This is a genomic window from Rhizobium sp. KNZ14-9A (genome assembly GCF_056755015.1).
Window position 1 is genome coordinate 3362243 of record NZ_JBPGXB010000002.1, and the last position, 24660, is coordinate 3386902.

General features: G+C 60.2%; 24 protein-coding genes. 8 read left to right on the forward strand and 16 right to left on the reverse strand.

What is annotated here, in order from left to right; translation table 11 throughout:
* Positions 1–38: 38 nt before the first annotated feature.
* Positions 39–431, reverse strand: coding sequence for a PRC-barrel domain-containing protein (locus ACR9ZQ_RS23465; RefSeq protein ID WP_310379090.1), 393 nt, complete (start codon positions 429–431; stop codon positions 39–41).
* 247 nt (positions 432–678) lie between these two features.
* Here ACR9ZQ_RS23465 and ACR9ZQ_RS23470 point away from each other — a divergent pair, with 247 nt between their 5' ends.
* From ACR9ZQ_RS23470 to ACR9ZQ_RS23480, 3 genes are all read left to right on the forward strand, one after another.
* On the forward strand, positions 679–2379 hold the full coding sequence (locus tag ACR9ZQ_RS23470; protein WP_481428895.1) for a long-chain-fatty-acid--CoA ligase: 1701 nt from the start codon (positions 679–681) through the stop codon (positions 2377–2379).
* Positions 2380–2519: 140 nt separating this feature from the next.
* The gene (gene pgi / locus ACR9ZQ_RS23475) at positions 2520–4145 is read left to right on the forward strand and encodes a glucose-6-phosphate isomerase (protein ID WP_310379094.1); all 1626 of its coding nucleotides are present in this window, start codon (positions 2520–2522) and stop codon (positions 4143–4145) included.
* A 117-nt stretch (positions 4146–4262) separates the two neighbouring features.
* Positions 4263–5066: an alpha/beta fold hydrolase gene (locus ACR9ZQ_RS23480; RefSeq protein WP_310379095.1), complete on the forward strand. Its 804-nt coding sequence runs from the start codon at positions 4263–4265 to the stop codon at positions 5064–5066.
* Between the two features lie 3 nt (positions 5067–5069).
* Here ACR9ZQ_RS23480 and ACR9ZQ_RS23485 read toward each other — a convergent pair whose 3' ends face one another.
* Entirely contained in the window at positions 5070–6023 is a 954-nt protein-coding gene (locus tag ACR9ZQ_RS23485; protein WP_310379097.1) for an acyl-CoA desaturase, read from the reverse strand.
* Between the two features lie 168 nt (positions 6024–6191).
* Here ACR9ZQ_RS23485 and ACR9ZQ_RS23490 point away from each other — a divergent pair, with 168 nt between their 5' ends.
* A complete protein-coding gene (locus ACR9ZQ_RS23490) occupies positions 6192–6557 on the forward strand; it encodes a metalloregulator ArsR/SmtB family transcription factor (RefSeq protein ID WP_310379099.1) in 366 nt (121 codons plus the stop codon).
* Positions 6558–6671: 114 nt separating this feature from the next.
* On the opposite strand, the gene ACR9ZQ_RS23495 is transcribed toward ACR9ZQ_RS23490, so the two are convergent.
* The 3 genes from ACR9ZQ_RS23495 to ACR9ZQ_RS23505 all read right to left on the reverse strand — a co-directional run bounded on the left by ACR9ZQ_RS23495 (position 6672) and on the right by ACR9ZQ_RS23505 (position 9086).
* Positions 6672–7598, reverse strand: coding sequence for a carbohydrate kinase family protein (locus ACR9ZQ_RS23495; RefSeq protein ID WP_310379101.1), 927 nt, complete (start codon positions 7596–7598; stop codon positions 6672–6674).
* Between the two features lie 62 nt (positions 7599–7660).
* A complete protein-coding gene (locus tag ACR9ZQ_RS23500) occupies positions 7661–8356 on the reverse strand; it encodes an orotate phosphoribosyltransferase (protein ID WP_113322884.1) in 696 nt (231 codons plus the stop codon).
* A 76-nt stretch (positions 8357–8432) separates the two neighbouring features.
* On the reverse strand, positions 8433–9086 hold the full coding sequence (locus ACR9ZQ_RS23505) for a TetR/AcrR family transcriptional regulator (protein WP_310379104.1): 654 nt from the start codon (positions 9084–9086) through the stop codon (positions 8433–8435).
* 100 nt (positions 9087–9186) lie between these two features.
* On the opposite strand from ACR9ZQ_RS23505, the gene ACR9ZQ_RS23510 reads away from it, so the two are divergent.
* Complete coding sequence (locus ACR9ZQ_RS23510; protein WP_481428896.1) at positions 9187–10011, forward strand: NmrA family NAD(P)-binding protein; 825 nt, start codon at positions 9187–9189, stop codon at positions 10009–10011.
* 2 nt (positions 10012–10013) lie between these two features.
* Complete coding sequence (locus tag ACR9ZQ_RS23515) at positions 10014–10496, forward strand: anthrone oxygenase family protein (protein ID WP_310379110.1); 483 nt, start codon at positions 10014–10016, stop codon at positions 10494–10496.
* An 86-nt stretch (positions 10497–10582) separates the two neighbouring features.
* Here the strand turns inward: ACR9ZQ_RS23515 and ACR9ZQ_RS23520 are convergent, their stop codons facing one another.
* The 7 genes from ACR9ZQ_RS23520 to ACR9ZQ_RS23550 form a co-directional block, all read right to left on the reverse strand.
* Entirely contained in the window at positions 10583–11119 is a 537-nt protein-coding gene (locus tag ACR9ZQ_RS23520) for a glyoxalase superfamily protein (protein WP_310379112.1), read from the reverse strand.
* Between the two features lie 187 nt (positions 11120–11306).
* Positions 11307–12485 carry a GGDEF domain-containing protein gene (locus ACR9ZQ_RS23525; protein ID WP_310379114.1) on the reverse strand — a complete coding sequence of 393 codons (1179 nt, stop codon included), beginning with the start codon at positions 12483–12485 and terminating at the stop codon, positions 11307–11309.
* A gap of 178 nt (positions 12486–12663) precedes the next feature.
* A complete protein-coding gene (pyrC, locus tag ACR9ZQ_RS23530) occupies positions 12664–13704 on the reverse strand; it encodes a dihydroorotase (RefSeq protein WP_113322878.1) in 1041 nt (346 codons plus the stop codon).
* A 64-nt stretch (positions 13705–13768) separates the two neighbouring features.
* Positions 13769–14401, reverse strand: coding sequence for a nucleoside triphosphate hydrolase (locus ACR9ZQ_RS23535; protein WP_113322877.1), 633 nt, complete (start codon positions 14399–14401; stop codon positions 13769–13771).
* Positions 14398–15180 carry an ATP-binding cassette domain-containing protein gene (locus ACR9ZQ_RS23540; protein ID WP_113322876.1) on the reverse strand — a complete coding sequence of 261 codons (783 nt, stop codon included), beginning with the start codon at positions 15178–15180 and terminating at the stop codon, positions 14398–14400. Before ACR9ZQ_RS23540 ends, ACR9ZQ_RS23535 begins: the two co-directional genes overlap by 4 nt.
* 2 nt (positions 15181–15182) lie before the next feature.
* Entirely contained in the window at positions 15183–16247 is a 1065-nt protein-coding gene (locus ACR9ZQ_RS23545) for an ABC transporter permease (RefSeq protein ID WP_113322875.1), read from the reverse strand.
* A 156-nt stretch (positions 16248–16403) separates the two neighbouring features.
* On the reverse strand, positions 16404–17423 hold the full coding sequence (locus tag ACR9ZQ_RS23550; RefSeq protein WP_037071865.1) for a sugar ABC transporter substrate-binding protein: 1020 nt from the start codon (positions 17421–17423) through the stop codon (positions 16404–16406).
* Between the two features lie 235 nt (positions 17424–17658).
* Here ACR9ZQ_RS23550 and ACR9ZQ_RS23555 point away from each other — a divergent pair, with 235 nt between their 5' ends.
* Together ACR9ZQ_RS23555 and ACR9ZQ_RS23560 are read left to right on the forward strand one after the other, a co-directional pair.
* Entirely contained in the window at positions 17659–18906 is a 1248-nt protein-coding gene (locus ACR9ZQ_RS23555; protein ID WP_310379122.1) for an ROK family transcriptional regulator, read from the forward strand.
* Positions 18890–19366 (forward strand): RbsD/FucU family protein, encoded by a 477-nt coding sequence (locus ACR9ZQ_RS23560; protein ID WP_113322873.1) that lies wholly within the window; start codon positions 18890–18892, stop codon positions 19364–19366. The genes ACR9ZQ_RS23555 and ACR9ZQ_RS23560 overlap by 17 nt, the downstream gene beginning before the upstream one ends.
* Before the next feature lie 58 nt (positions 19367–19424).
* Here ACR9ZQ_RS23560 and ACR9ZQ_RS23565 read toward each other — a convergent pair whose 3' ends face one another.
* From ACR9ZQ_RS23565 to ACR9ZQ_RS23580, 4 genes are all read right to left on the reverse strand, one after another.
* Positions 19425–20462 carry a 4-hydroxyproline epimerase gene (locus ACR9ZQ_RS23565; RefSeq protein WP_310379127.1) on the reverse strand — a complete coding sequence of 346 codons (1038 nt, stop codon included), beginning with the start codon at positions 20460–20462 and terminating at the stop codon, positions 19425–19427.
* A 90-nt stretch (positions 20463–20552) separates the two neighbouring features.
* Entirely contained in the window at positions 20553–21803 is a 1251-nt protein-coding gene (locus ACR9ZQ_RS23570; protein WP_310379129.1) for an NAD(P)/FAD-dependent oxidoreductase, read from the reverse strand.
* A 76-nt stretch (positions 21804–21879) separates the two neighbouring features.
* On the reverse strand, positions 21880–23157 hold the full coding sequence (locus tag ACR9ZQ_RS23575) for an alpha/beta hydrolase (RefSeq protein ID WP_310379132.1): 1278 nt from the start codon (positions 23155–23157) through the stop codon (positions 21880–21882).
* Between the two features lie 617 nt (positions 23158–23774).
* A complete protein-coding gene (locus tag ACR9ZQ_RS23580) occupies positions 23775–24656 on the reverse strand; it encodes an aldo/keto reductase (protein WP_481428897.1) in 882 nt (293 codons plus the stop codon).
* Positions 24657–24660: the final 4 nt, after the last annotated feature.

Genomic DNA, 24660 nt, shown 5'->3' on the forward strand with positions numbered 1-24660 from the left:
CTCGCGGGGCCTCTACCGGCTCGTCCTCACGGACGACGTTACATCCAGTAGGGCGGCACGCCATAATAATCATACACGCGGCGGCCATTATCGTTGTACCAGGTGTCATCGTCATCCGCGTAGCTCGGCGCGCCTTCGATCTGCTCCTTGGTGAGATCGATGCGATAGCCGTCCAGCTGGGTATCGTAGGTCAGCTTTTCCCACGGCAGCGGATAGTGGTCATTGCCGATGCCAAGGAAGCCGCCAAAGCTCAGAACGGCGTAAGCGACGCGACCGTCCTGCTTTCCGAGGATGAGACGTTCGATGGAACCGATGTGTTTGCCATCGGCGCCAAAGACACGGGTGCCTTCAACGCGATCGCTGGCGATCAGCGTCGGCGTATCCTTCACATTCGGGTCGCGGCGAGTGACGTCAGAATCCTGATTCAGCATTGTGCACCTCCTTTGTCGTTCCTCGTGGTTCTTCCACATCGAGAAAACGTGCCCTATGCTTCAAAGTTCCCCGTCACATGCTGTTCATATGCGACCACCGCGATATTGACGTTTACGTCAAGGTTATTGTAGCCTCAATCCGCTTGAACCGCTCAAGCAATGGCATAAGCTGCCTTGACGGAGGATGGAGGATCTTCCGATCGACCGGTGTCATCCGGTTTCGGCGGCCGAATGGGAGAGAGACACAATGAGCAGTATTTCCGTCCACCCAGGTGGTGCGAAACCGGAAAAACCATGGCTTGCCACCTATCCTGATATCGTTCCGGCTGAGATTCCCCCGTTGGAATTCGCCTCGCTTCCCGACCTCCTGGAAAAGAGCTGTGCCCGCTTTGCCGATCGCAGGGCCTTTTCGAGCATGGGCAGAACGATGACCTATCGCACGCTCGAGGCACAGACCCGCAAAGTGGCCGCCTGGCTGCAGAGCGTCGGCCTGCAGAAGGGCGACCGCGTGGCCGTGATGATGCCGAACGTTCTGCAAAACCCCGTCGCGGTCTATGGCATCCTGCGCGCCGGGCTCGTCGTCGTGAACGTCAACCCGCTCTATACGCCGCGCGAGCTTGAGCACCAGCTTAACGATTCCGGCGCCAAGGCGATCTTCGTTCTGGAAAACTTCGCGCGCACTGTCGAACAGGTCATCAACAAGACGGATCTTCGCCATGTCGTCGTCAGCTCTCTCGGCGAAATGCTCGGCCCAAAGGGGCATATCGTCAATTTCGTCGTCCGCCGGGTAAAAAAGCTCGTTCCGTCCTGGTCCATTCCGCAACACAAAAGTTTCAGGCAGGTGCTATCGGCGGGGGCGAACAGGACGCTTGCGCCCGTCGCGCTCACCGGCAGCGACATTGCCTTCCTGCAATATACGGGTGGAACGACAGGTATTGCCAAGGGTGCGATGCTGACGCATCAGAACCTGCTTGCCAACAAGATGCAGCTGCAGCTCTGGCTGAAATCCGCCTTCGACAAGAAGAAGCAGCCTGACGTACTGAACTTCCTCTGCGCGCTGCCGCTCTATCACATCTTCGCACTGACGGTGAATTCGCTGATGGGCATGTCGCTCGGCGCCCATAATGTGCTGATTGCCAATCCGCGCGACATTCCGGGGCTGGTGAAGGGATTCCAGAAGTCGAACATTCATATCTTCCCCGGCCTCAACACGCTCTTCAACGCGCTGCTCAACAACGCCGACTTCGCCAAGCTCGATTTCTCCTCCCTCGTCATGTCGCTCGGCGGCGGCATGGCCGTGCAGCGGCCGGTGGCCGAACGCTGGCTGAAGGTGACGGGCTCGCATGTCACCGAGGGTTACGGCCTCTCCGAGACCTCGCCTGTTGCGACCGCAAACCGCTTCGATTCACCCGAATTCACCGGCTCGATCGGCCTTCCCATCCCCTCGACGGAACTCGATATCCGCGACGAGGAAGGCAATTCGCTGCCGCTTGGCGAGATCGGCGAGATCTGCATTCGCGGCCCGCAGGTCATGGCCGGATATTGGAACAAGCCGGAGGAGACGGCGCGGGTGATGACGCCGGATGGTTATTTCCGGACCGGCGACATGGGCTTCATGGACGAGCGCGGCTATACCAAGATCGTCGACCGCAAGAAGGACATGATCCTCGTCTCCGGCTTCAACGTCTATCCGAACGAGATCGAGGAAGTGGCCGCCATGCATGCCGGCATTCTGGAAGCGGCTGCGGTCGGCGTGCCTGACGGGCATTCCGGCGAGGCGGTCAAGCTCTTCATCGTGCGCAAGGATCCTGCTCTCACCGAAGCCGATGTGAAGGCCCATTGCGCGGCCAATCTCACCAACTACAAGCGGCCGCGCTTCATCGAATTCCGCACCGAGCTGCCGAAGAGCCCCGTCGGCAAGATCCTGCGCAAGGACCTGCGCGGCTGAATTTGACGGTCTCATGAAATTGAGGGCCATCCGCTTGTCGCGGGTGGCTTTTTTCATATTTCGTCAGATGGCTGAACTTGATTTGACTGCGGGAAAGAGAATAGTTTCCGCAACCCTCTCCGCCTCCAAAGGAGTCTCCCATGAATGCCATCGTCGAACAACTGAAGAGCACCGCGGCTGCCACCAAGGCCACTGATCTGCGCGCCGCATTCGCTAATGATCCGAAGCGCTTCTCGCGCTTTTCCGTATCGCTTGACGACCTGCTGATGGATTTTTCCAAGACGGCCGTGAACGACGAGATCCTGAAGCTTCTGGTGAAGCTCGCCGAAGAAGGCGGCGTCGAGAAGAAGCGTGAGGAGATGTTCTCCGGCAAGGCGATCAACTTCACCGAAAACCGCGCCGTGCTGCATACCGCGCTCCGCAACCGCTCCAACACCCCTGTCCTGGTCGACGGCAAGGATGTCATGCCTGACGTCAACGCCGTGCTCGCTGCCATGGGCAAGTTTGCCGATGGTGTCCGCTCGGGCGCGCTGAAGGGCGCGACCGGCAAGAAGATCACCGACGTCATCAATATCGGCATCGGCGGCTCGGATCTCGGTCCGGTCATGGCGACACTGGCGCTCGCCCCCTTCCATGACGGCCCGCGCGCCCATTTCGTCTCCAATATCGACGGCGCCCATATCGCCGACATCCTGAAACTTGTGGAGCCGGAAACGACGCTGTTCATCGTCGCTTCCAAGACCTTCACAACGGTCGAGACGATGACCAATGCGCAGACGGCGCGCAAGTTCATCGCCAGCGCGCTTGGCGAAGCGGCCGTTCAGCACCATTTCGCCGCCGTCTCCACCGCCCTCGACAAGGTCTCCGCATTCGGTATCGAGAGCGAGCGTGTCTTCGGCTTCTGGGACTGGGTCGGCGGCCGCTACTCGATCTGGTCGGCGATCGGCCTGCCGCTGATGATCGCGATCGGTCCGGAGAATTTCGGCAAGTTCCTCGATGGCGCGCATGCCGTCGACAACCATTTCCGTAAGGCACCGATTACCGAGAACCTGCCTGTCCTGCTCGGCCTCATCGGCTTCTACCATCGCAATGTACTGGGTTACCCGACACGCGCCGTGCTCCCTTATGACCAGCGCCTGTCTCGCTTCCCGGCCTATCTGCAGCAGCTCGACATGGAATCGAACGGCAAGGGTGTGACCATCGACGGCACGCCTGTCGAAGGCAATTCCGGCCCGGTTGTCTGGGGCGAGCCTGGCACCAACGGCCAGCACGCCTTCTACCAGCTCATCCATCAGGGCACGAGCATCATCCCGGCCGAATTCATGATCGCTGCCAACGGCTTCGAGCCGGAGCTGCGCCATCAGCATCAGCTTCTGATGTCGAACGTTCTCGCCCAGTCGGAAGCGCTGATGAAGGGCCGCACCTTCGCGGAAGCCAAGAAGCAGCTGACCGACAAGGGCATGGAAGACAAGCAGGCCGATTTCATCGCCCCGCACCGCGTCTTTAACGGCAATCGCCCGTCGATCACCTTCGTCTACGACAAGCTGACGCCCTATGCACTCGGCCGCCTGATCGCACTCTATGAGCATCGCGTTTTCGTTGAAGGCGTGCTCTTCCGCATCAACTCCTTCGACCAGTGGGGTGTGGAGCTCGGCAAGGAGCTAGCGACCGGCCTGCTGCCCGTCGTCGAAGGCAAGGAAAGCGCTGCAGGTCACGACTCCTCGACTCAAGGGTTGGTCGCCGCGCTGGCAAAGCTCGCCAAGTAATTCGGCAATTGCGCTGCTATCGAAGCCCATCCGTCACGCGGGTGGGCTTTTTTATTTGACCCTGTCGAATTGCAGGGCATGTCGTCGTCTATAGAAGGACCGACAGAGGAGGAGCCCATGACCGCTGATGATGACGAACTGGTGAACTTCGAGGCAAACGGCGCACCGCCACTGCCGCCCTCGCATGAGCAAGGCCTCGTCGACCACGAAGGCGCGCGCATCTGGTACGCGAGCTACGGCGCAGGCCCGGCTGTCATCCTGCTGCATGGCGGCCTCGGCAATAGCGGCAATTGGGGTTATCAGGTTCCGGCATGCATCGAAGCCGGCCATCGGGTCGTGGTGATCGACAGTCGTGGGCATGGCCGCAGCACGCGTGACGATCGGCCCTATACCTATCAGCTGATGGCTTCGGACGTGCTAGCCGTCATGGATCACATCGGACTTCAGGAAGCAGCCCTCGTCGGCTGGAGCGACGGCGCCTGCACGGCGCTGATCCTCGCTGATCAGCAGCCGGACCGCGTCTGCGGCGTATTCTTCTTCGCCTGCAACATGGACCCCAGCGGTACCAAGGAATTCAAGGCAACGCCCGTCATCGAGCGCTGCTTCAGCCGCCACAGGAAGGACTATCAGGCGCTGTCGGAAACGCCGGACCAGTTCGAGGCCTTTGTCGCCGACGTGTCGAAGATGATGTCGACGGAGCCGAATTATACGGCCGAACAACTGGCAGGCATCAAGGTTCCGATTTCCATCGTGCTCGGCGAACACGACGAATTCATCAAGCCTGACCATGCCGATTATCTGGCAAGGACGATCCCGGATGCGGAATTCGTGCTGCTGCCCGGCGTCAGCCATTTTGCGCCGCTGCAGCAGCCGGACCTCTTCAATCGGGAGGTCCGTGCCTTTCTCGATCGGATCGAATGAGGCTCAGAGACGGCTTTCGTGCGCCCGGGTCCGATTGGCGTCGTCAGCAGAGGTTCCGGATGCGTTGACGCGCTTCAACCCTCGCCTTGGCACAATCGTGTGTGGGAGCTTGATTGCAGAAGCCAGGCCGAGCCTTGCCAGCAGCCGGATGAAATACCAGCCGAGATCCAACTGGCCCGGTTCGATGCCGAGCCGGGCGGAATCCGGAAAGGCGTGGTGGTTGCCGTGGAAACTCTCGCCGAAGGTCACCAGCCCGAAATGCGGCAGGTTATAGCCCTGCACCGCGACATCATCGACACTCCAGCCCTGATGGCCGTCGCGATGGGCGAAATGGCCGACCAGCCAGTGTCCGGTCAGCGACACCGATATCCGCAGGGCAATACCCCAGACCACCCACGGCAATCCGCCGAGCATGAAGAGCACGAGCGCCAGGGGAAGCTGCTGCGCCATCCATGTCGCCTCAAGGAACCGGTAGAAGCGATCGCGCTGCTCCCGCTCCCCGAGGACGAAACGCGGCGGATGGTTGAGCACCACTGCGCAATGCATCTGCCAGAAGGCATCGACGAAGAAGGACCGCCGATGGGCAAAGAGATCATGGCAGTCTCGCTGGCGTTGCGCCCAATCGCGAATATCGTGCGCATAGATCATGCCGAAAGGGCCGGACATGCCGACCAGCGTACCGAGATAGACGAGAAAGTGCTCGATCCAGATATGCGTGCTGAATGAGCGGTGAATCAGCAGCCGGTGCATGCCGACCGAATGACCGAGGCAGATCGTGATGGCGGTCAGGAGGGTGAAGACGGCGAGTGTGCTCCAGGTGAAGGTCAATGGCCCACCCACGATGGCAATCAAGGTCATGGCGGTAATCCAGATCGACTTTGCAGGCATCCAGACCACTCTGCCCTTCAGTGGATCGCTGTTGTCATCGATCATGCGTCCGGTGGAAATACTGTTCATGGCAAACTCCTTCCTCTCGGGCGCATCCAGCACTTGAACATCGTCCGCCAGTTCATTAATTAAGGAATTACCTAATTACTTTGTATCAACCGAGATAATTAAGCAATACGTTAATTGCTTAATTCATTAATGGATCGATGCAACGGAGCTGCAGCACGGAGACCGGACTTGGACGAAGAGACTTTCGATGATGCTGTAGAAGACGGTTCCGTCAGCGCCGCCCAGCGGGTATTCCACGCGCTCTCCAGCGCGCCACGCCGGAAGATTCTTGCCTATCTCTCGGCATCGGGCCTGACCGCCGGCGAGATTGCCGACCGCTTCAGCATGTCCAAGCCAGCCGTTTCACAGCATCTTTCCATTCTTGAGACCGCGGCGTTGATCCGGCGAGAGAAGCAGGGCCAGTTCGTCCACTATTCTCTGATCGAGAACAATCTCGTCAACACGCTCAACGGCTTCGTGCAGGAGGTCTGCCCGGTCGGTCGGCCGATTAAGAAGGAAAGCCAGGCGCGCGCCCGCGCGAAAGAACTGCCTTAAGCACCGGACAGATCCTGCGTTGGGCTGGGCGCAAGAAAAGGGTGTTGAGACGTTGAGGCACATCCTCTTCTCCGGCTCGGGGAGAAGAGGAATCGAGAGACTGCAGCTCCGGCCTCAAAGCCCGATCTCTTTCGCCCAGGGCGGATTAGCACCTGCGCGGGAGACGGTGACCGCGGCAGCCTTGGCGCCAAGCGCCAGGGCGTTTCGCAGGGCCTGCTCATCAAGATTGGCGACCTGCGCCTTGGTCAACAGGTTATCCATCTTCAGCGAGGCGAGAACGCCAGCATCGAAGGTGTCACCGGCGCCGACCGTATCGACCACAGTGACGCGCTCGCTCGGGACCGTGACTTTCCGATCTTTCGTGTAACCGGTGGCGCCTTCCGCACCCTTGGTGATGACGACGAGCCTGGCGCCATGGTTCAGCCAATGGGCGGCGAGCGCATCGTGGTCACCTTCCAGGCCGAACCATTCGAGGTCCTCGTCGGAGAATTTCACGATATCGGACTTGGCGGCCATGCGCTTGATGCGGGCCATATGCGCGGCCTTGTCCTTGATGAAACCGGGGCGGATGTTCGGGTCGAGCGAGATGACGCGCGTGGCGGCCTCGCGGTCGAGCAGGGCCTCGTAGGTTTCGCCGCAGGGGCTCGGGATCAGGCTGATCGCACCGAAATGCAAGGCTTCGCAATCATCGCCAAGGGTCGGCAGATCATCTGTGGTGATCATCCGGCCGGCCGTGCCTTCATCGTAGAAGGCATAGGTCGCCTGACCATTGACGAGCTTGACGAAGGCGATCGTCGAGGGGCGCGGCGTGATGGCGCAAGGGCTGTAATCGACATTGCTCGCCTTCAGCGTATCAAGCAGGATTTCGCCCATCATGTCATCGGCAATGCCGGTGAAGAAGGCCGTCGGGATACCCAGGCGGCCAAGCGCAATCGCGGTATTGAAGATCGCGCCGCCGGCATAGGGCGCAAAGCCCTTTTCGCCGAGAGTTGTATCCCTCGGCAGCATGTCGATCAGGGCTTCGCCGCAGCACAAAATCATCGAATTCCTCCCAACAGGACTTGCGCGTTTCTCAATCGATTAAGCGAGCTTTTGTCAAAAGGCTAGAGCGAAAGCTCACTTACGCCACCATTCCTTGCCGACCAGGCGAGCGGCGCATCGAGGAAGGCCTCGACTTCCTGCAGCGTCCTGTCGTCGAAGAGCTTCTGCTGCCTGGCGATTGCCAGAACCTCGCGCCAGGTGGCGATATAATGGAGCTGGACCTTGCCATTCTCAAAGCGCTGATGTGCCTCCGGGAAGATGCCGTAGAAGAAGAGCGCGATGCCGTGATCGACGACACCGCCGGCGGCTCTAATGGCATCGATGAAGGTGAACATGCTGCCGCCGGCCGTCGTCAGATCCTCGATGACGAGAACGCGGGCGCCGTCCTTCATCTCGCCTTCGATCTGCGCATTGCGGCCATGGCCCTTCGGCTTTTTGCGGACATAGATCATCGGCAGGCCGAGACGATCGGCAAGCAGTGCGGCAAAGGGAATGCCCGCGGTCTCACCGCCGGCGATGCAATCGAACTGCTCGAAACCGGCATCGCGCAGCAGGCTGCTGGCGGCAAAATCCATCACCGTCGAGCGGATGCGCGGGAAGGACAGGAGCTTGCGGCAATCGATATAGACGGGGCTCATGATGCCCGAGGCATACTTATAGGGCGTCTCGGCGTTGAAATGCACCGCCTTGATCTCCCAGAGCATCTTGGCCAGCAGCTCTGCCATAACGGCGCGATCAGGGAATGTGGTCTGGATCATGCGGCTTACTCCTTCGGCTGACGTTCCAGCGGCAATAGCAGCAAGAGCGGCCGGTTTCCAGATGGAAGGCAGCCCGTCAGCCGAGCAGACGGTCGATATCCGCAATCTGCATCTTCTTGAAGAGCGCGATCGCCTGCACGCCCTCTTCCTCATCCAGTGAAACAGCATAGCGGACGGCAGCCGCGAGAAGTTGCATCGTCAGCCGGGCGATGGCCAGAAGCTCCGTCTCGGTCCGCTCCGGCCATATCTGTTTTAGCACTGAAAGCAGGGCCTGCGCGTGAAATTCCATGTCTTCGGCATCGACTTCCTGAAGCAGCTTGTCCGTGTGGGTCGCGTGCCAGATATCGTGCATGACAGGCTCGCGGCGAAAGAAGGCATAATATTCATCGGCGATGACGCAGAGAGCCGTTCGCAGATTGTCGGCATCCGTCACCTTGGCCAATTCGTCGGCTACACATTGCCGGCCCTGCTCGTTGAAGCGCTCGGCGAGCGTGCGGATGATCGAGGTTTTGTCCGGGAAATACTGATAGAGGGCGCCAAAGGAAAGCTCAGCCTTTTCAACAATCTCGCTCATCTTCAGGGCATCACTGCCATTCTTTTCGATGAGGTCGGAGGCAACCGTCAGGATTTTTTCGAAGCGCTCGCGGCCGCGCTGCTGGCTCGGGATGCGGCGTGGCTGACCGGTCGACTCCTGCTGGCGCCTACGCCGTGCGATCACTTCTTCTACCATCTTCCGCTTCCTTCGACTGTTGACAAAGAAAATAAGAGAGTTTATCTCATTTTGCAAATGAGAGAGTTTCTCTTGTTTTAAACCGAGGAGGAGTTTCGATATGCAGAATACCGAAATCGTTCTGATCGGCGGATCGGGAAAAACCGGGGGTCGCATTGCCGACAGGCTGGAAAAGTTGGGACTTAACATGCGCAAGGCGTCCCGCTCCACGATACCGGCCTTCGACTGGGAGGATCGCGCGACCTGGCGCAGTGCGCTCACGGGTGCAACGAGCGCCTATGTCGCCTTCCAGCCGGACCTTTCCGTCTCCTGGGCGGCAGAGGCCATCGAAGTGCTTTCAAAGCTCGCAAGGGAGTGCGGGTTGCAGCATATCGTGCTGCTTTCCGGCCGCGGCGAAGAAGGGGCGCAGCGGAGCGAGGAAGCGCTCAAGGCAGCGGGGATCGACTACACGATTCTGCGCGCCTCCTGGTTCTGCCAGAATTTCAGCGAGGGCGCTTTCGTGGGGCCCCTCATTGCCGGCAGGCTGGAGCTGCCGGCTGGCGATATCAGGGAACCCTTCATCGATGCCGATGACATTGCCGATGCGGCAGTGGCAGCACTCACCGATATCAGGCATCGCAACAAGATCTATGAACTGACCGGCCCTCGCGCCCTGACCTTCCGCGAAGCCGTTGCCGAGATTGCCGCAGCCGCGGACCGTCCGATAGAATATGGGCAGGTATCGATGGCGGATTTCAAGGACGGGCTTGCCGCTGCAGGAATGCCCGAGCCGATCGTGGCACTTCTGGAAGAACTCTTCGGACAGGTGCTCGATGGGCGCAATTCTGAAGTGATGGGTGGTGTGACAGAGATACTCGGCCGCCCGGCAAGGGATTTCAGCCAATATGCGCGGGAGACCGCGGCAACCGGATTGTGGAGCGCCTGACCATGCAGATCGTTCTCGTCATTTCCCTCATTGCGGCAGCGATCGGCAGCGGCCTTGTCGCCGGCATCTTCTTTGCCTTCTCCACCTTCATCATAACAGCCTTTTCGCGCATCCCGGCCGAGCAGGGCATTGCTGCGATGAATTCCATCAACGTGACCATCGTGCGCTCGCCCTTCATGCTACTTTTCGTGCCGACGGCGATCCTCTGCGTCGTGATCGCAGTGCTCGCCTTCATAAACTGGCGCGGCGGCGCCTCTTCTATGATGCTGGCCGGCGCGGCACTCTATGTCATCGCGTCCTTCCTCTCGACCATCGTCTTCAACGTGCCGATGAACGACGCGCTGGCGAAAGTCAGCGGCAACGGGCCAGAAGCGGTGCAGCTCTGGATGACCTATCTCAGGGACTGGACCTGGTGGAACCATGTGCGCACCATCGCCTCGCTGCTGGCCTCGGTCGCGTTCGTCCGTGCGCTGATGCTGATCTGAAAAGGGCGGAGGCAATGCCCTCCGCCCTTCCTTTGTTTTCACGCAATTCCCGACGCAGAACCGCTGCACAGTTTTGCTGTAATTGCTCAGTTCTGTTGGCAGAAGGTGATGCGGTTGTTGAAGGGATCGATGACGCCCATTTCGAGGCCCCAGGGCGCTTCCTCGATGCCCGGGTTCATATAGCGGTAGTTCTTGGCGGCGAGTTCGGCCTGGTAGGCGCTGATATCCTTCACCCGCACGAAGGCTCGGGCGCCGGGGCTGGCATCGCCGGAATGCTCGCTCAGATGTAATTGCATGCTTTCACGCGAGACCTGGCAATAAAGCGGGGAGTTCTCGCCGAAACGGTGCTCCCAGTCGAGCGTGAAGCCCAGGAAGCCGCAATAAAATTCCATGGCTTTTTCGACCGAGAAGATGCGGAAGATCGGCACCGGTGGCTCGATGCCTACAGCCGATTTTACGCCTTTGGTGTCATCCAGTTTTGCGGAGAGAATATTCCACTGGTCGAAGCCGAATTGTCTGGCGACAATCTCCAGGGTTTCGCTATGGGTGAGGGAAATATCGCGGTCGGCAAGCGCCTGACGCAGGGTTTTTGCCATAAGCTTGGCATCGCGAAAATCGCGCATGGTTCATCCTTCTCCGTTGGCGGCAAACAGGAAGATCAGTGCCCGCGTCTGCTGACCCGTTCGCCATCGATTGCCAAGAGCAAGGATGTGAAACTGGATTTGGATGCCTTCACCATAATGCTTGCGCATCGCGGGGCGGCTGGCTGCATCCGGCCGGCTGTGAGCTTACGAAAGGTCAGGAGAAGGATCAAGAGGCCGATCGCGCATCCCCTGACGGTACCGAATGCAGGTGGCTGGCGAGTTCGACACGATTGCGGCCGGCGCGTTTTGCGACATAGAGCGCCTTGTCAGCCTCCCCCAGCATGGCATCGAAATCCAGCGGCTTGGAGCGACCAGGTGCAACACCGACACTGACGGTGCATTTCAGCACCTCATCGTCGATATAGATATCGCGCTCCTCGAAAGCCTTGCGGATGCGCTCAGCGGCAAGCTCGGCGCGGCCGGGCATGATTTCCTTCAGCACGAGCGCGAATTCCTCACCGCCGAGGCGGGCGGCCGTATCGCCGCTACGGCAATTGGCCGAGAGTTCGCCTGCAAAGACCTTCAGGACATGATCACCGGCCGCATGGCCATAGCGGTCGTTGACTGATTTGAAATGATCGATGTCGAAGACGATGACGGCGGTCGAAACGCCCATGGTGCGGACGCCATATTGATCGAACAGAGCGCGGCGGTTCAGCAGGCCGGTCAGCGGATCGGTGATCGCATCCATGCGGTGACGGGCGGCAAGCCGCCATTGATGCAGCGCCAGCGACAGGGCGCCGATGCCGGTCATGCCGGCAATGCATATGGCAAGGCTCAGGTCTTCCGCCCAATTGCTGGGGGCGGCCCCGAGCACCAGTTTGCCATCCCAGATCAACACGGCGGCACAGAGAACGAAGGAAATCGCCGTCAATGTGTAGAGGGCGGTAATGCCTGATATAGGCGCAGGTGCTTCGGCGCGGTCGAGCCAATATTGCCAGGCGGTCGCGAAGAGCAGGAAGGCGATAGCGAGATTATCGGCCATGAAGGCCAGACCATCCAGCCCGGCGATCATCGGCGGAACGGATGTGGCCATGGCGACAAGTGCACGGACGACGATGCCTGATATTGGGAGCCTGCCGGTGCGGAACTGATAGCCAGCGCCCCAGATGGTCGCGAAACCCGCGTGAAACAGCACGAAATTGCCGACACCAAGCATGCGCTCGGGCTGTTCTACATAGAAGGCATAGGCAAAAATGCCGGCGACAACGAGAACGAGGCCGAATGCGCCGGTGAGAAGAAAGGTTTCGGCCCGGCGCGCGAGCCAACTTCCCGTGAGCGTCACAGCAAGGCAGCTTGCTGAAACGCCAAGCGCCAGCAGCAATGAATTATAGTCAAGCATCATGCTTTAAATCTCCGCGGCTCTTGCCGCGCCGATAACGTTCTGAAATCTATCTCGTCATTGCTGACGAATGTCTTACGCATTCCGTTAAAAAAACATGGATTTCGCAGCCGGGCGTTATAAATTCAACATTCGGCAGCAACTATAAGAAGAATAATATTTAAGCCCGCAACGTCTTTTCTCAGGCTTTGATCTGCCAATGCAGTGCAAACATCGGATCGAAGACGGTAACCGGACCGGCGCCGGTCTCAATCCTGGCGGGGAAGACCACGGGTTCGGCCTGCCGCTCCAGCGTGATACGTTCCTCGTTGGGCGCCAGCCCATACCAGGCCGGGCCATTCAGGGAGGCAAAGGCCTCCAACCTGTCGAGCGCACTATCCTGCTCGAACACATGGGCAAGGCAGCTCATCGTATTGATCGAGGTATAGATCCCCGCGCAGCCGCAGGCGCATTCCTTGAGCGGGTCGACATGGGGCGCTGAATCCGTGCCGAGGAAGAACCTAGCATCGCCGCTCGTCGCCGCGGCCCGCAGCGCCAGCCTGTGGTTCTCGCGTTTTGCGACCGGCAGGCAGTAATAATGCGGGCGAATGCCGCCGACGAGGATGGCGTTGCGGTTGATGATCAGGTGATGGGTGGTGATAGAGCCCGCGAGATTGGCCTTGGCCGACTTGATGTAGTCGATGCCATCGGCGGTCGTGACATGTTCCATCGTCACCTTCAGCTCCGGCAGGCGCTTGCGCAGCGGGTCGAGCACCGTCTCGATGAAGACGGCCTCACGATCGAAGATATCGACATCAGGTGTCGTCACCTCGCCATGAACGCAGAGCGGCAGGCCGATCCTGGCCATGCGCTCCAGCACCGGCATGGCCTTTTCCATGTCGCGCACACCACCGTGTGAATTCGTCGTGGCGCCGGCGGGATAGAGTTTCACGGCGGTGATGAGGCCGCTCTTCTTTCCCTCTTCCACGTCATCGGGGCTCGTATTCTCGGTGAGATAGAGCGTCATCAGCGGCTGGAAGCGATGGCCAGCCGGAAGCGCCTTCATGATGCGCTCGCGATAGGCGGTCGCATCTGATGTCGTGACGACGGGTGGCACCAGGTTCGGCATGATGATGGCGCGCGCAAAGGTGCTGCTCGTATCCCCGATCACACCTTCCAGCATGGCGCCGTCGCGCAGATGCAGATGCCAGTCGTCAGGACGGCGGATTGTGATCGATTGCATGGGAGCCTCCGAAGCGATGCGGGTTTCGCCTCGATAGCATCAACACCGGTACGGAAACAACTGTTCAGGCCAGCGCGATTTCCAATGTGATGTCTGCAGGCCGGCGATTTTCGAGGATGAGGCGACCGTTCGGCAGGTCGTTGCCATAGACTTTGGCGCTCGCTTCTTCCTCAGTCAGCTTGTAGCCGCGCCAGCGATCCCAGAGGCGCTCTTCCAGCACCTCCATCGGCGGGGCGAGCATGATCGTGTAATCGAAGATACCGTCGAGTTCGGCCCATTTGCCCAGCGTGAAGAGCAGATAGTTGCCCTCGATGATGATGAAGCGGTCCTGGGGATCGATCGGCCGGGCGGAGGCGATGGCAAGCTCACGCGAACGGTCGAAGACGGGAACGAGGACCTCCTGATCGGCGGGACGCACGGCTTTGACGATATCGAGGAAGCCGCGCACATCGAAGGTTTCCGGAATGCCCTTGCGGGCCAGCAGACCACGCTCGATGAGAATGGCGTTGTCCATATGGAAGCCATCCATGGGAAGCACCGAGACACTCTCGCCCTTGGCCTTCAGGGCGCTGGCGACATTGTCGGCCATGGTGGATTTGCCGGCGCCGGGCGGCCCGGCGATCGCGATGAGAAAGCGCCTCGTGTTGCCGGCGCGGTTTAGAACCTCGCCGACAATTTCGTCTATTCTTGCATTCATGCAGCGACTGGCTCCGCAGGGACCGCCTTGGCGCCGGTCATGAAGGCGACGGCATCGGACATCGTGTATTCCTTGGGGTTGATGACCGTCAAGCGGCGCCCAAGGCGATGGATATGGATGCGGTCCGCCACCTCGAAGACATGCGGCATGTTATGCGAGATGAGCACGATCGGAATGCCGCGGGCGCGCACGTCGAGGATGAGTTCCAGCACTCGGCGGCTTTCCTTGACGCCGAGAGCGGCAGTCGGCTCGTCCATGATGATGACCTTTGAGCCGAAGGCAGCGGCACGGGCAACGGCCACGCCCTGACGCTGGCCGCCGGAGAGCGTTTCCACTGCCTGGTTGATATTCTGGATGGTCATCAGGCCGAGTTCGGAAAGCTTGCTGCGTGCCTGCTTTTCCATCGTCGGACGGTCGAGCATGCGGAACCAGGAGCCGAGCGGACCCGGTTTGCGGATCTCGCGGCCGAGGAACATATTGTCGGCGATCGACAGTGCCGGCGAAAGGGCGAGGTTCTGATAGACGGTTTCGATGCCCGCGTCGCGCGCTTCCATCGGCGATCTGAACTGTACCTGCCGGCCTTCCAGGGTGATCACCCCGTCATCGGGCGTGATTGCGCCCGATATCGCCTTGATGAGCGAGGATTTGCCGGCGCCGTTGTCGCCGATGACGGCAAGGATTTCGCCCGGATAGAGGTCGAAATCGGCGTTATCGAGCGCTGTCACACGTCCATAACGCTTGACGAGGCCGCGGGCGGTGAGAATGGGTTCGCCAGCCATGATCACACCGAAACCTTTCTGATCCACTGATCGATAGCGACGGCGGCAATGATCAGCACGCCTGTCAGCAGGACTTTCCATTGTGGGTCGGCGCCGAGCATGTTGAGCCCCATCGACACGACGCCGACGATCATGGTGCCGAAGAGCGTGCCGAGAATGGAGCCACGGCCGCCGAACAACGAGATGCCGCCGATAACAGTCGCGGTGATTGCCTGGAGGTTATAGTCCGTGACGGCCGAAGACGGAGAAATCGAGCCGTTGCGGCCGATCGAGACCCAGGCGGCGAAGGCAGCGATGACGCCGGATATAGTGTAAACGGTCAGCAGCACCTTCTTGGTCTGGATGCCGGAGAGCTTGGCAGCTTCCGGATCATCGCCGACGGCATAGACATGCCGGCCCCAGGCGGTGTGATTGAGGACATACCAGAGCAGCACGACGAGCAGCACCATGGCGATCACGCCGAGGGTCAGCACTGCGCTGCCAAGCTTGAAGCTTGTGGCGAAGAGATGGAGCAGCGGCGCCTGTTCGTCGACATCGGTATCGCGGATCGTCTCATTGGCGGAATAGATAAAATTCGTCGCCATGACGATATTCCACGTGCCGAGTGTCACGATGAACGGCGGCAGCTTCATGAAGGCGACGAGGAACCCGTTCAGCAATCCGCAGAGGCCACCGACGATGAGGCCGGCGATAACAGCGATCGGTGTCGGGATGCCATAGGTGATGGCCACATTGCCCATGATGACGGCCGAGATGACCATGATGACGCCGATCGACAGATCGATGCCGGCGGTCAGGATGACCAGCGTCTGGCCAGCTCCCAGAATACCGACGATGGCGATCTGCTGCAGGATGAGCGTCAGCGTATAGGACGAGAAGAACCGTCCGCCGATCGCCAATCCGAAGATAACGATCGACAATATCAGCACGATCAGCGGCACGGCGGCCGGTGTCGAGTGCAGAAAATGCTGCGCGCGCTTTATCAGCGAGACACTCTCGTGCTCGAACGAGGCGACGCTCTTGTCGCTTTCGTCGAGGACGCGTTCAAATTCCTGTGCTCCGGTCATTGTTCCTCCTTCGCAGCCGCGCGCCGAACTCACGCGAAAGCCGTCGCCGATCGTTTTCCGGTCTTTGTTCAGCCGGTTTGTCGGGCGACGGCATATGGTCCGCCCAAAACGGCCGGGGATCAAGCCCCGGCCACTCTGCACTTATTCAGGCAGGGCTTAGCCCCAGCACTTGTCCGTGCCTTCCTTCGTGTCGATCGACTTGACGCCGGAGACCGGCTTGTCGGTGACGAGGGAGACGCCGGTGTCGAAGAAGGACTTGCCTTCAGTCGGCTTCGGCTTTTCACCGCTGTCGGCGAACTTCTTGATCGCCTCGATGCCGAGCGACGCCATCAGCAGCGGATATTGCTGCGAGGTGGCGCCGATGACGCCTTCCTTGACCGACTTGACACCCGGGCAACCGCCGTCGACCGATACGATCAGCACGTTCTTTTCCATACCGACGGCCTTCAGTGCCTGATAGGCACCGACTGCAGCCGGTTCGTTGATCGTGTGGATGACGTTGATGCCAGGATCCTTCTGCAGAAGGTTTTCCATGGCCTTGCGGCCGCCTTCCTCGTTGCCGTTCGTCACGTCATGGCCGACGATGCGCTTATCATCTTCATCGCCGATCTTGTTCGGGTTCTTCGGGTCGATGCCGAAGCCGATCATGAAGCCCTGGTCGCGCAGAACGTCGACCGTCGGCTGCGACGGCGTCAGGTCGAGGAAGCCGACCTTGGCGTCCTTGGCCTTGTCGCCGAGCGTTTCCTTGGCCCACTGGCCGATCAGCTTGCCGGCGAGCAGGTTGTCGGTGGCGAAGGTGGCGTCGGCGGCATCGGCCGGCTCGAGCGGCGTGTCGAGCGCGATGACCAGCAGACCTGCATCACGCGCTTTCTTAACCGAAGAGACGATGCCCTTGGTGTCGGAAGCGGTGAGCAGGATGCCCTTTGCGCCGTCAGCAATGCAGCTTTCGATCGCCGCGACCTGGCTTTCGCTGTCGCCATCGATCTTGCCGGCATAGGACTTCAGCGAAACGCCGAGTTCCTTGGCCTTGGCCGTCGCCCCTTCCTTCATCTTGACGAAGAAGGGGTTGGTGTCGGTCTTGGTGATCAGGCATGCAGAAACATCTGCCGCCATCGCCGGAGCGGAAAAGGCGACGCCGAGCGCGAGAGCGCCGAAAGCGAGAACTGATTTCTTCATGAACTCCTCCCAGAGATTAGCCGGCCCGCCCCCAAGGCGGTGCCGGAATTCATGCACGGCGAGACTTGCGGAATGTGACATCAGCCCCCTCCAAAAGCCGTCCCGTGCCCTTGACGCTGGTAATTAAGAGCGAAAGAAAACTGCTTGTCAATAAATAAATCCAATTGAATTATTAATTCGATGTGGCATGCTGGCGGGAAATCGGGCATAGGCCGTTAATCGGGAGGAGTGGCCAATGTCGTCCTTGGATGGTCCGGATTCCATGCCGGCCCCACTGCCAATTCTGAATCCGTCCGGAGGCGCGAACCAGATCAGGGTGCGCGCCTATAACGAACGGCTCGTGCTGTCGCTGGTGCGCCTCTACGGCGCCCTGTCGAAGGCCGATATCGCACGTCGTAGCGGGCTGTCTGCCCAGACCGTCTCCGTCATCATGCGGGTGCTGGAGAAGGAAGGGCTGCTTTCGCGTGGCGAGCCCATCCGCGGTCGCGTCGGCCAGCCATCCATACCCATGCGGCTCAATCCGGATGCCGTCTATTCCTTCGGCGTGAAGATCGGCCGACGGAGCGCCGACCTCGTATTGATGGATTTCGTCGGCAGAATTCGGCTGCAGCTGCACAGAATCTATGCCTATCCCCTGCCCGACGAGATCCTGTCTTTCGTGACCCACGGGATCAAGGAGCTGGAAGGCAAGCTCGACGAGCGTGAGCGCAGCCGCATCGCCGGCCTCGGCATCGCGGCGCCCTTCGAGCTTTGGAACTGGGCCGATGAAGTAGGCGCACCCGAGGGCGCGATGGAGGTCTGGCGCGATTTCGACCTGCAGTCAGAAATCGCCACGCAGGTATCCTATCAGGTCTTCCTGCAGAACGACGCGACCAGCGCCTGCGGTGCAGAACTGGTGTTCGGCATCGGTCCGTCCTATCCGGATTTCGTCTATTTCTTCATCGGCTCCTTCATCGGTGGCGGGATCGTGCTGAATTCAGCGATCTTTTCCGGCAAGACGGGAACGGCAGGAGCCATCGGTCCGCTGCCTGTGCGCGGCAAGAACGGCGAGACACTGCAGCTTCTGGAGATCGCTTCCATCTTCGTGCTGGAAAACATGCTGCGCGAGCGCGACATAGATCCTTCGCCCCTCTGGTATTCAGCCGATGACTGGGTGGATTTCGGCGAGCCGATGGAGGCCTGGATCCAGGATACGGCCAAGGCGCTGGCACAGGCGATCGTGGCTGCCGCCTCGATCATCGACTTCAGTGCCGCTGTCATCGATGGCGGCTTTCCCGACTGGGTGCGCCGGCGCATCGTGCAGGCGACGATCTACGAAGCTGAAAAGCTCGACCTGCAAGGCGTCGTCATGCCCGATATCGTCGAAGGCGTGGTCGGCGCACAGGCGCGCGCCATCGGCGGCGCCAGCCTGCCGATCTTTGCGCGTTATCTCACAGACCAGAATGTGCTTTTCAAGGAGATCGACAATGCTGAAAGGGCTTGACCCGCTGCTGAGCCCGGACCTGCTCGCGACGTTGCGCGGCATGGGCCATGGCGATGAAATCGCCATCGTCGACGGCAACTATCCGGGTATCGAGCATGCGCGGCGGCTGATTCGGCTCGACGGGCACCATCTCATCCCGGTTCTTGATGCCGTTTTGAGCGTGCTGCCGATCGACGACTTTGTGGACGAAGCGATCTTCCGCTCGACCGTGAAGGCCGAGCGCGACAAGCTCGATCCGGTGCACGAGGAAATGATCGCCTGTTGCGCCAAGCACGAGCCGGATCGCGAGGTCATTCCACTCGTCGGGCAGGATTTCTATGGCCGCGTGCGGGCGGCCCATGCTGTCATCCAGACCAGTGAGCCGCGGCTCTATGCCAATATCATCCTGCGCAAGGGCGTAATCTATCCCTCGGCTGATGACGACCCCGTCAAGGCCGAAGTCGATCCCTTCGTCTATTGAGGTCTGCCGCAGAGCAATTCCAGACACAAAACCGCTGCGCGCTTTTGCTGGAATTGCTCTAGATCTCGCCGGCCGACGGCCCCCAGACATCCGTCAGCGCAAAGCCGAGGGGATGCGGATCGAAGGGGTCGAGTGCGACCTGCGACAGGCCGAAGGTGAAGCCGCGGCCGGTGATCGTCGGGATGACAGCCGGTTTGCCGGCGACTTCCGTCACTCCCTGCAGACCGACCTCGAATTCCGAGCCGATGATCGACTTCGACTTGAAGACATCGCCGACCTTGGCCTTTCCGCGGGCGTAGAGGGTCGCGAGATTGGCCGAATTGCCTGTACCGCAGGGCGACCGGTCGGCGCGTCCCGGCCACATGGTCGTGCAGGTGCGCACCGTGCCATCGGTCTCGATATCGCGGAACATGACATAGGCGACGCCCGAGATTGCCGGGATTTCCGGATGCACAACGTGGATATTGCGATTGATCAGCTCTTTGAGGATCATGCCGGCCTGCACCAGTGCTGCGGCATTGGCCTTCTCGATCGTCAGGTTGATCTGGCCGACATCGACCAGCGCATAGAAGATGCCGCCATAGCAGATGTCGGCCTTGATCTTTCCCCAATGCGGGGTGTCGATCTCGACATCAAGCTCGTGGACGAAGGACGGCACCATGGTGAGTTTCACCTTCTCGCAGCGACCGTCGCGGCAAGTGGCCGTCGCCTTCACCAGACCGGCTGCGGTTTCCAGCGTGACGATGGTTTCCGGCTCCTTCATCTCGACGATGCCGGATTCCAGGAGAGCGGTCGTGACACAAATGGAGTTCGAGCCGGAGCTCGCATGTGCCTGATCAGGCTGCAAGATGATGAAGGCCGCATCCGCGTCCGGATGCTTCGGCGGCAGCAACAGGTTGACGGAGCCGATCGGTGCACCGCGCGGCTCGAGGCAGAGGAAGCGGCGAAGCTCCTGCCCCTTGGGGTCGGTGTTCAGCCAGTGAAGCTGGGCGGCAACCGTCTCGCCCGGAATCTTCGGCACGCCGCCGATCGCCACCTTGCCGATTTCACCTTCGGCATGAACATCCAGAAGCTGGATCGTGCGCTTCCATCTCATCTTTCAAACTCCAAATCGGACGTGACGCGCGATGCCGCCATCGACGCGGATATTTTTGCGGGTGACGAAGGCCCCGGCCATGACCAGTCCTTAGTACCTGTTGATGCGGAATGGCTTGATATCAACTGACGTTTTAACGCCTGCCACCATATCCGCGATCAGCCGCGCTGTCGTTGCCGAATAGGTCAGGCCGAGATGGCCGTGGCCAGTGGCATAGAAGACGCCAGGCATTTTCGATGAGGGCGAGATGATCGGGATCGTATCCGGCAGCGCCGGGCGGTGCCCCATCCATTCGCTGGTGTCCTGAACCTTGAGATCGGGCAGGATGCGCTGCGCATGGCGCACGAGCACGCGCGGACGACGGAAATCGGGCGCGGCCGTCAGGCCGGCGAGCTCGACATTGCCGCCGACACGGATGCCGCCCGCCGTCGGCGTGACCATGAAGGCGCGATGCGGCCAGATGACCGAATAGCGCATGGAAATACCGGGTTGCATGATTTGCGTATGATAGCCGCGCTCGGTTTCAAGCGGAATCGGCTCGCCGAGGCCTTCCGCGAGAAAGCGCGTGTGGACGCCGGCTGCGAGGATAACCTTATCGGCTTCGATACGGCTGCCATTGTCGAGAAGGACAACGGTCTTGCCGTCAGCCTTGCGCTCCACGCCCTTTGCCTGACCTGAGACGAAAGTGGCGCCGGCAGCATTGGCGGCATCGGCAAGCTTGACGACGAGCTTATAGGGATCGCGGATCGACTTGTTGTCCGGCATCAGCACGGCTTTGGCGACTTTCGGCGACAGCGTCGGCTCGTAATACTGGATCGCACCATTGCTCAGCACTTCGAAATCCAGGCCGTAACGCCGCATCAGCTCGAGATGGCCGCGATCGGCATCGAATTCGGCTTCCGTCTCGTAGATCGCCAGGCAGCCTTCGTCGGTCATCAGCTCAGGCGCCCCGATGGCATCGAGCATGGCACGGAAATCGCCGAGCGCGATCCTGGAGAGGCTCATACCCGCATCCTCGATCTCCCTCAGGCGCGAGGGACGACCGGCAGCGAGGAAGCGCAGGAACCAGGGCAGGATTTTCGGCGCATAGCCTGGCCGCAGCCAGACCGGGCCTTCCGGATCGATCAACCAGCGCGGCAGCTTCTTCCAGGTCGACGGACCGGATCCGGCTGCAAAGTCGAGCGCGATGCTCGCCATATTGCCGTAGGAGGTTCCCCTGCCCGGCTCACCCTTGTCGATCAGCGTTACTTGAAAGCCGCGCCGCTGCAGTTCGAAAGCAATCGAAGCGCCGATCACACCGGCGCCGACGACGGCTACCGTCTTATTCGTTTCATTCGCCATGTCTTGTCCACCGCACGGCAGAGTCGATGCCGTTGGAGATGTGATATATCACAACGAAGCGAATGCCTATGATTTTTTACTGAGCATCTTCCGGCAGTCCGGCGCCGACGCTATCGCCCACGGAACCCACGGTATTGTTCATTGACTGGCCGAGACGGCGCACCTGGTCGTCATAGTTGCGGCGGGTGCGGGGATCGAAAATGGCGATAGGCGTGCTGACTGCAAGGCTGACCGCGCTGCCGGCGGTCTGGGCCGCGCCGATCGCGACAGCACCGACCGCCTCGCCAAGGCCGACCTCGGAATCGGTGATGGTCTGGCCGGCGATCAGCCGGTCACCGATGAGTTTCACCACTTCAGGGCTTTCGGCGAACTTGCCATGGTTCAGGCGATCGCCGGTCTTCAGCTTGGTAAGGTCAAGCACGGTGATGCCAGCCGCTTCCAGCTTGCTGCGATAGGGTTCGGCGGAAGGATCGATCTGGCCGAGGCGATCGACATTGCCGGAGATGCGGCGCGAAAGCGCCAGCGCCCGGTCATCCTGGGAGACGAAGATGGTGAAATGCGGCTTGTCCTTGCCGAGGCTCATAAACTGGCGGCCGAACACGTCGACATCGAGATCCGGTGAGGCAAGGATCACGTTGTTGATCTTGGAGGCAACGTGGCCGTCGCGGATCGCCATCTGGCGCAGGGCCTCAACCGTCAGCCACGTGCCCATGGAGTGGGCCATGACGGTGATGTCGCCAACGGCCGGATTGTTGGCCGTGCGCCGCAGCAGCTCTTCCAGCGCATCGCGCGAATAGTTGGTGCTTTCCTTGTCGTAGTTATAGTCGAAGATGCTGGCGCGCGAAGGCCAGGTGAAAACGACGGGCGCAACATCGGCATGCGAATCGTGGACGATCTGCGCGAAACGATAGACCGCGTCCTCGTAGCGGTTGTTGAAGCCATGAACGAAGATGAGGACACGCTTGCTCCCAGGCATATGCGTCTTCAGCCAGTTTTCACCAGCCTTCTCGCCATCGAGTGGATCAACCGCCACCGTCACGAAATTCTTGAGCGGGTCGGCAGGCAAGCGGGAGGGCCACTGCACCTGCCCGACCTTACGATTGGCTTCCGGCGGAATGGAGATATCGACAGCATTGACCATCAGGCCGGTGCCACGCTCGCCGGAGAAAAGAACGCCGGGATCCTTGTCCGCAGCGCGGGTTGTGGCAACCAGCAGATCGACGCGAGATGTGCCCGGAGGAACCGTGCCGGCCGCCTGCATGACACCGATCGGCCGCCCGCAGGATGCAAGACTAATACACAGGACGAGCAGGGCTGTGAGGGCTTTGCGCGAAACGCCGCATCCGCCGATCATGACTACTCCGCAGGTTCAGGCGTCATCGCGCCAAGCCACCGACATGCGCTTGCCGCGCGCCTCCAGATAGTCCGAGGCCAGCGAGAGAGTCAATTTTACGAAAGTTTGGGATAGGCATGACCCGGAAAAGAAAAGAGCCCGGCGCGGGAGGAGGTGCACCGGGCTCTTGATCCTGACTGACAACTGGGAGGAGGAGTGTTGTCAGTCCGATGAAGGAGCGCTGGGAGGAGGAGTGCGCTGCCTTCGTGATTATTAATACCCAATTCATTTGATGGGGAACAGCGAAAATACCGCAATGCAGCAATGCATTGGACGCAATGCTTGCCTCCCTGAGGTCACGTCTGCGCCTCATTTTGCGGCATCTTTGATCAGCTGGTCAAATTATTGGGCAAAATGCTCGCGCATGAAGTCGATATAGGCCTGATCGTCCAAGACAAAATGTCGGGACCGATGTCGCAGGACGCCCTCCCCGGGCCTGTGCCTCTATCATTCCGGCCACCGGCAAATGCCACCAACGCTGCGCCTTTCTCGATATCGCGCGGGAAATGACGGCGCGGCGCGAAACGAAAACGGCCGCGGCTGAAACCGCGGCCGTTTCACGACTGATTTTATGTTTATCAGGTAGCCTTGAAGAGCTTCTTGCCTTCGGCATCGAGGGCTTTGAATTCCTCGTCCGACAGCGTGATGTTTACGGCCGCGACGTTTTCTTCCAGATGCTTGACCTTGGAGGTGCCGGGAATCGGCAACATGACGGGGCTGCGCTTCAGGACCCAGTCCAGCGCGATCTGGCTCGGGGCGGCATTGTGCTTCTTGGCGATCGTGTCGAGCAGCGAGCCCGGCTTGGCGAGATCGCCGGCCGCCAGCGGATACCAGGGGATGAAGCCGATATTGTGCTTTGCGCAATAGTCGAGCACATCCTCGCTGGTGCGGTCGACGAGGTTGTAGCGGTTCTGGACCGTTGCGACCTTGAAGACCTTGGAAGCGGCTTCGATATCGGAGACCGAGACTTCGCTGAGGCCCGCATGACGGATCAGGCCGGAATCGAGCAGCGACTTGATGGTGTCGAATTGTTCCTTGGCCGGAACCTTGGGGTCGATGCGGTGCAGCTGCCAGAGATCGATCTGCTCGACGCCGAGATTGCGCAGGCTCTTGTGCACCTGCTGGATCAGATATTCCGGACGGCCGAGCGGCAGCCAGATATTCGGACCGTGGCGCGTGAGGCCGCCCTTGGTGGCGACGACGAGACCCTTCTTATAGGGGTGAAGCGCTTCCTTGATCAGCCATTCGGAAACGTCGGGACCATAGGAATCGGCCGTATCGATGAAGTTGATGCCGAGTTCCGGCAGACGTTTCAGTGTGCGGATCGATTCTGCATGATCCTTGGGATCGCCCCAGATGCCGTCGCCGGTAATGCGCATGGCGCCGAAACCGAGGCGGTTGACCTCCATATCGCCACCAATCTTGAAGGTGCCGGATTTCGCTGCGTTGTAATCAGTCATCGTA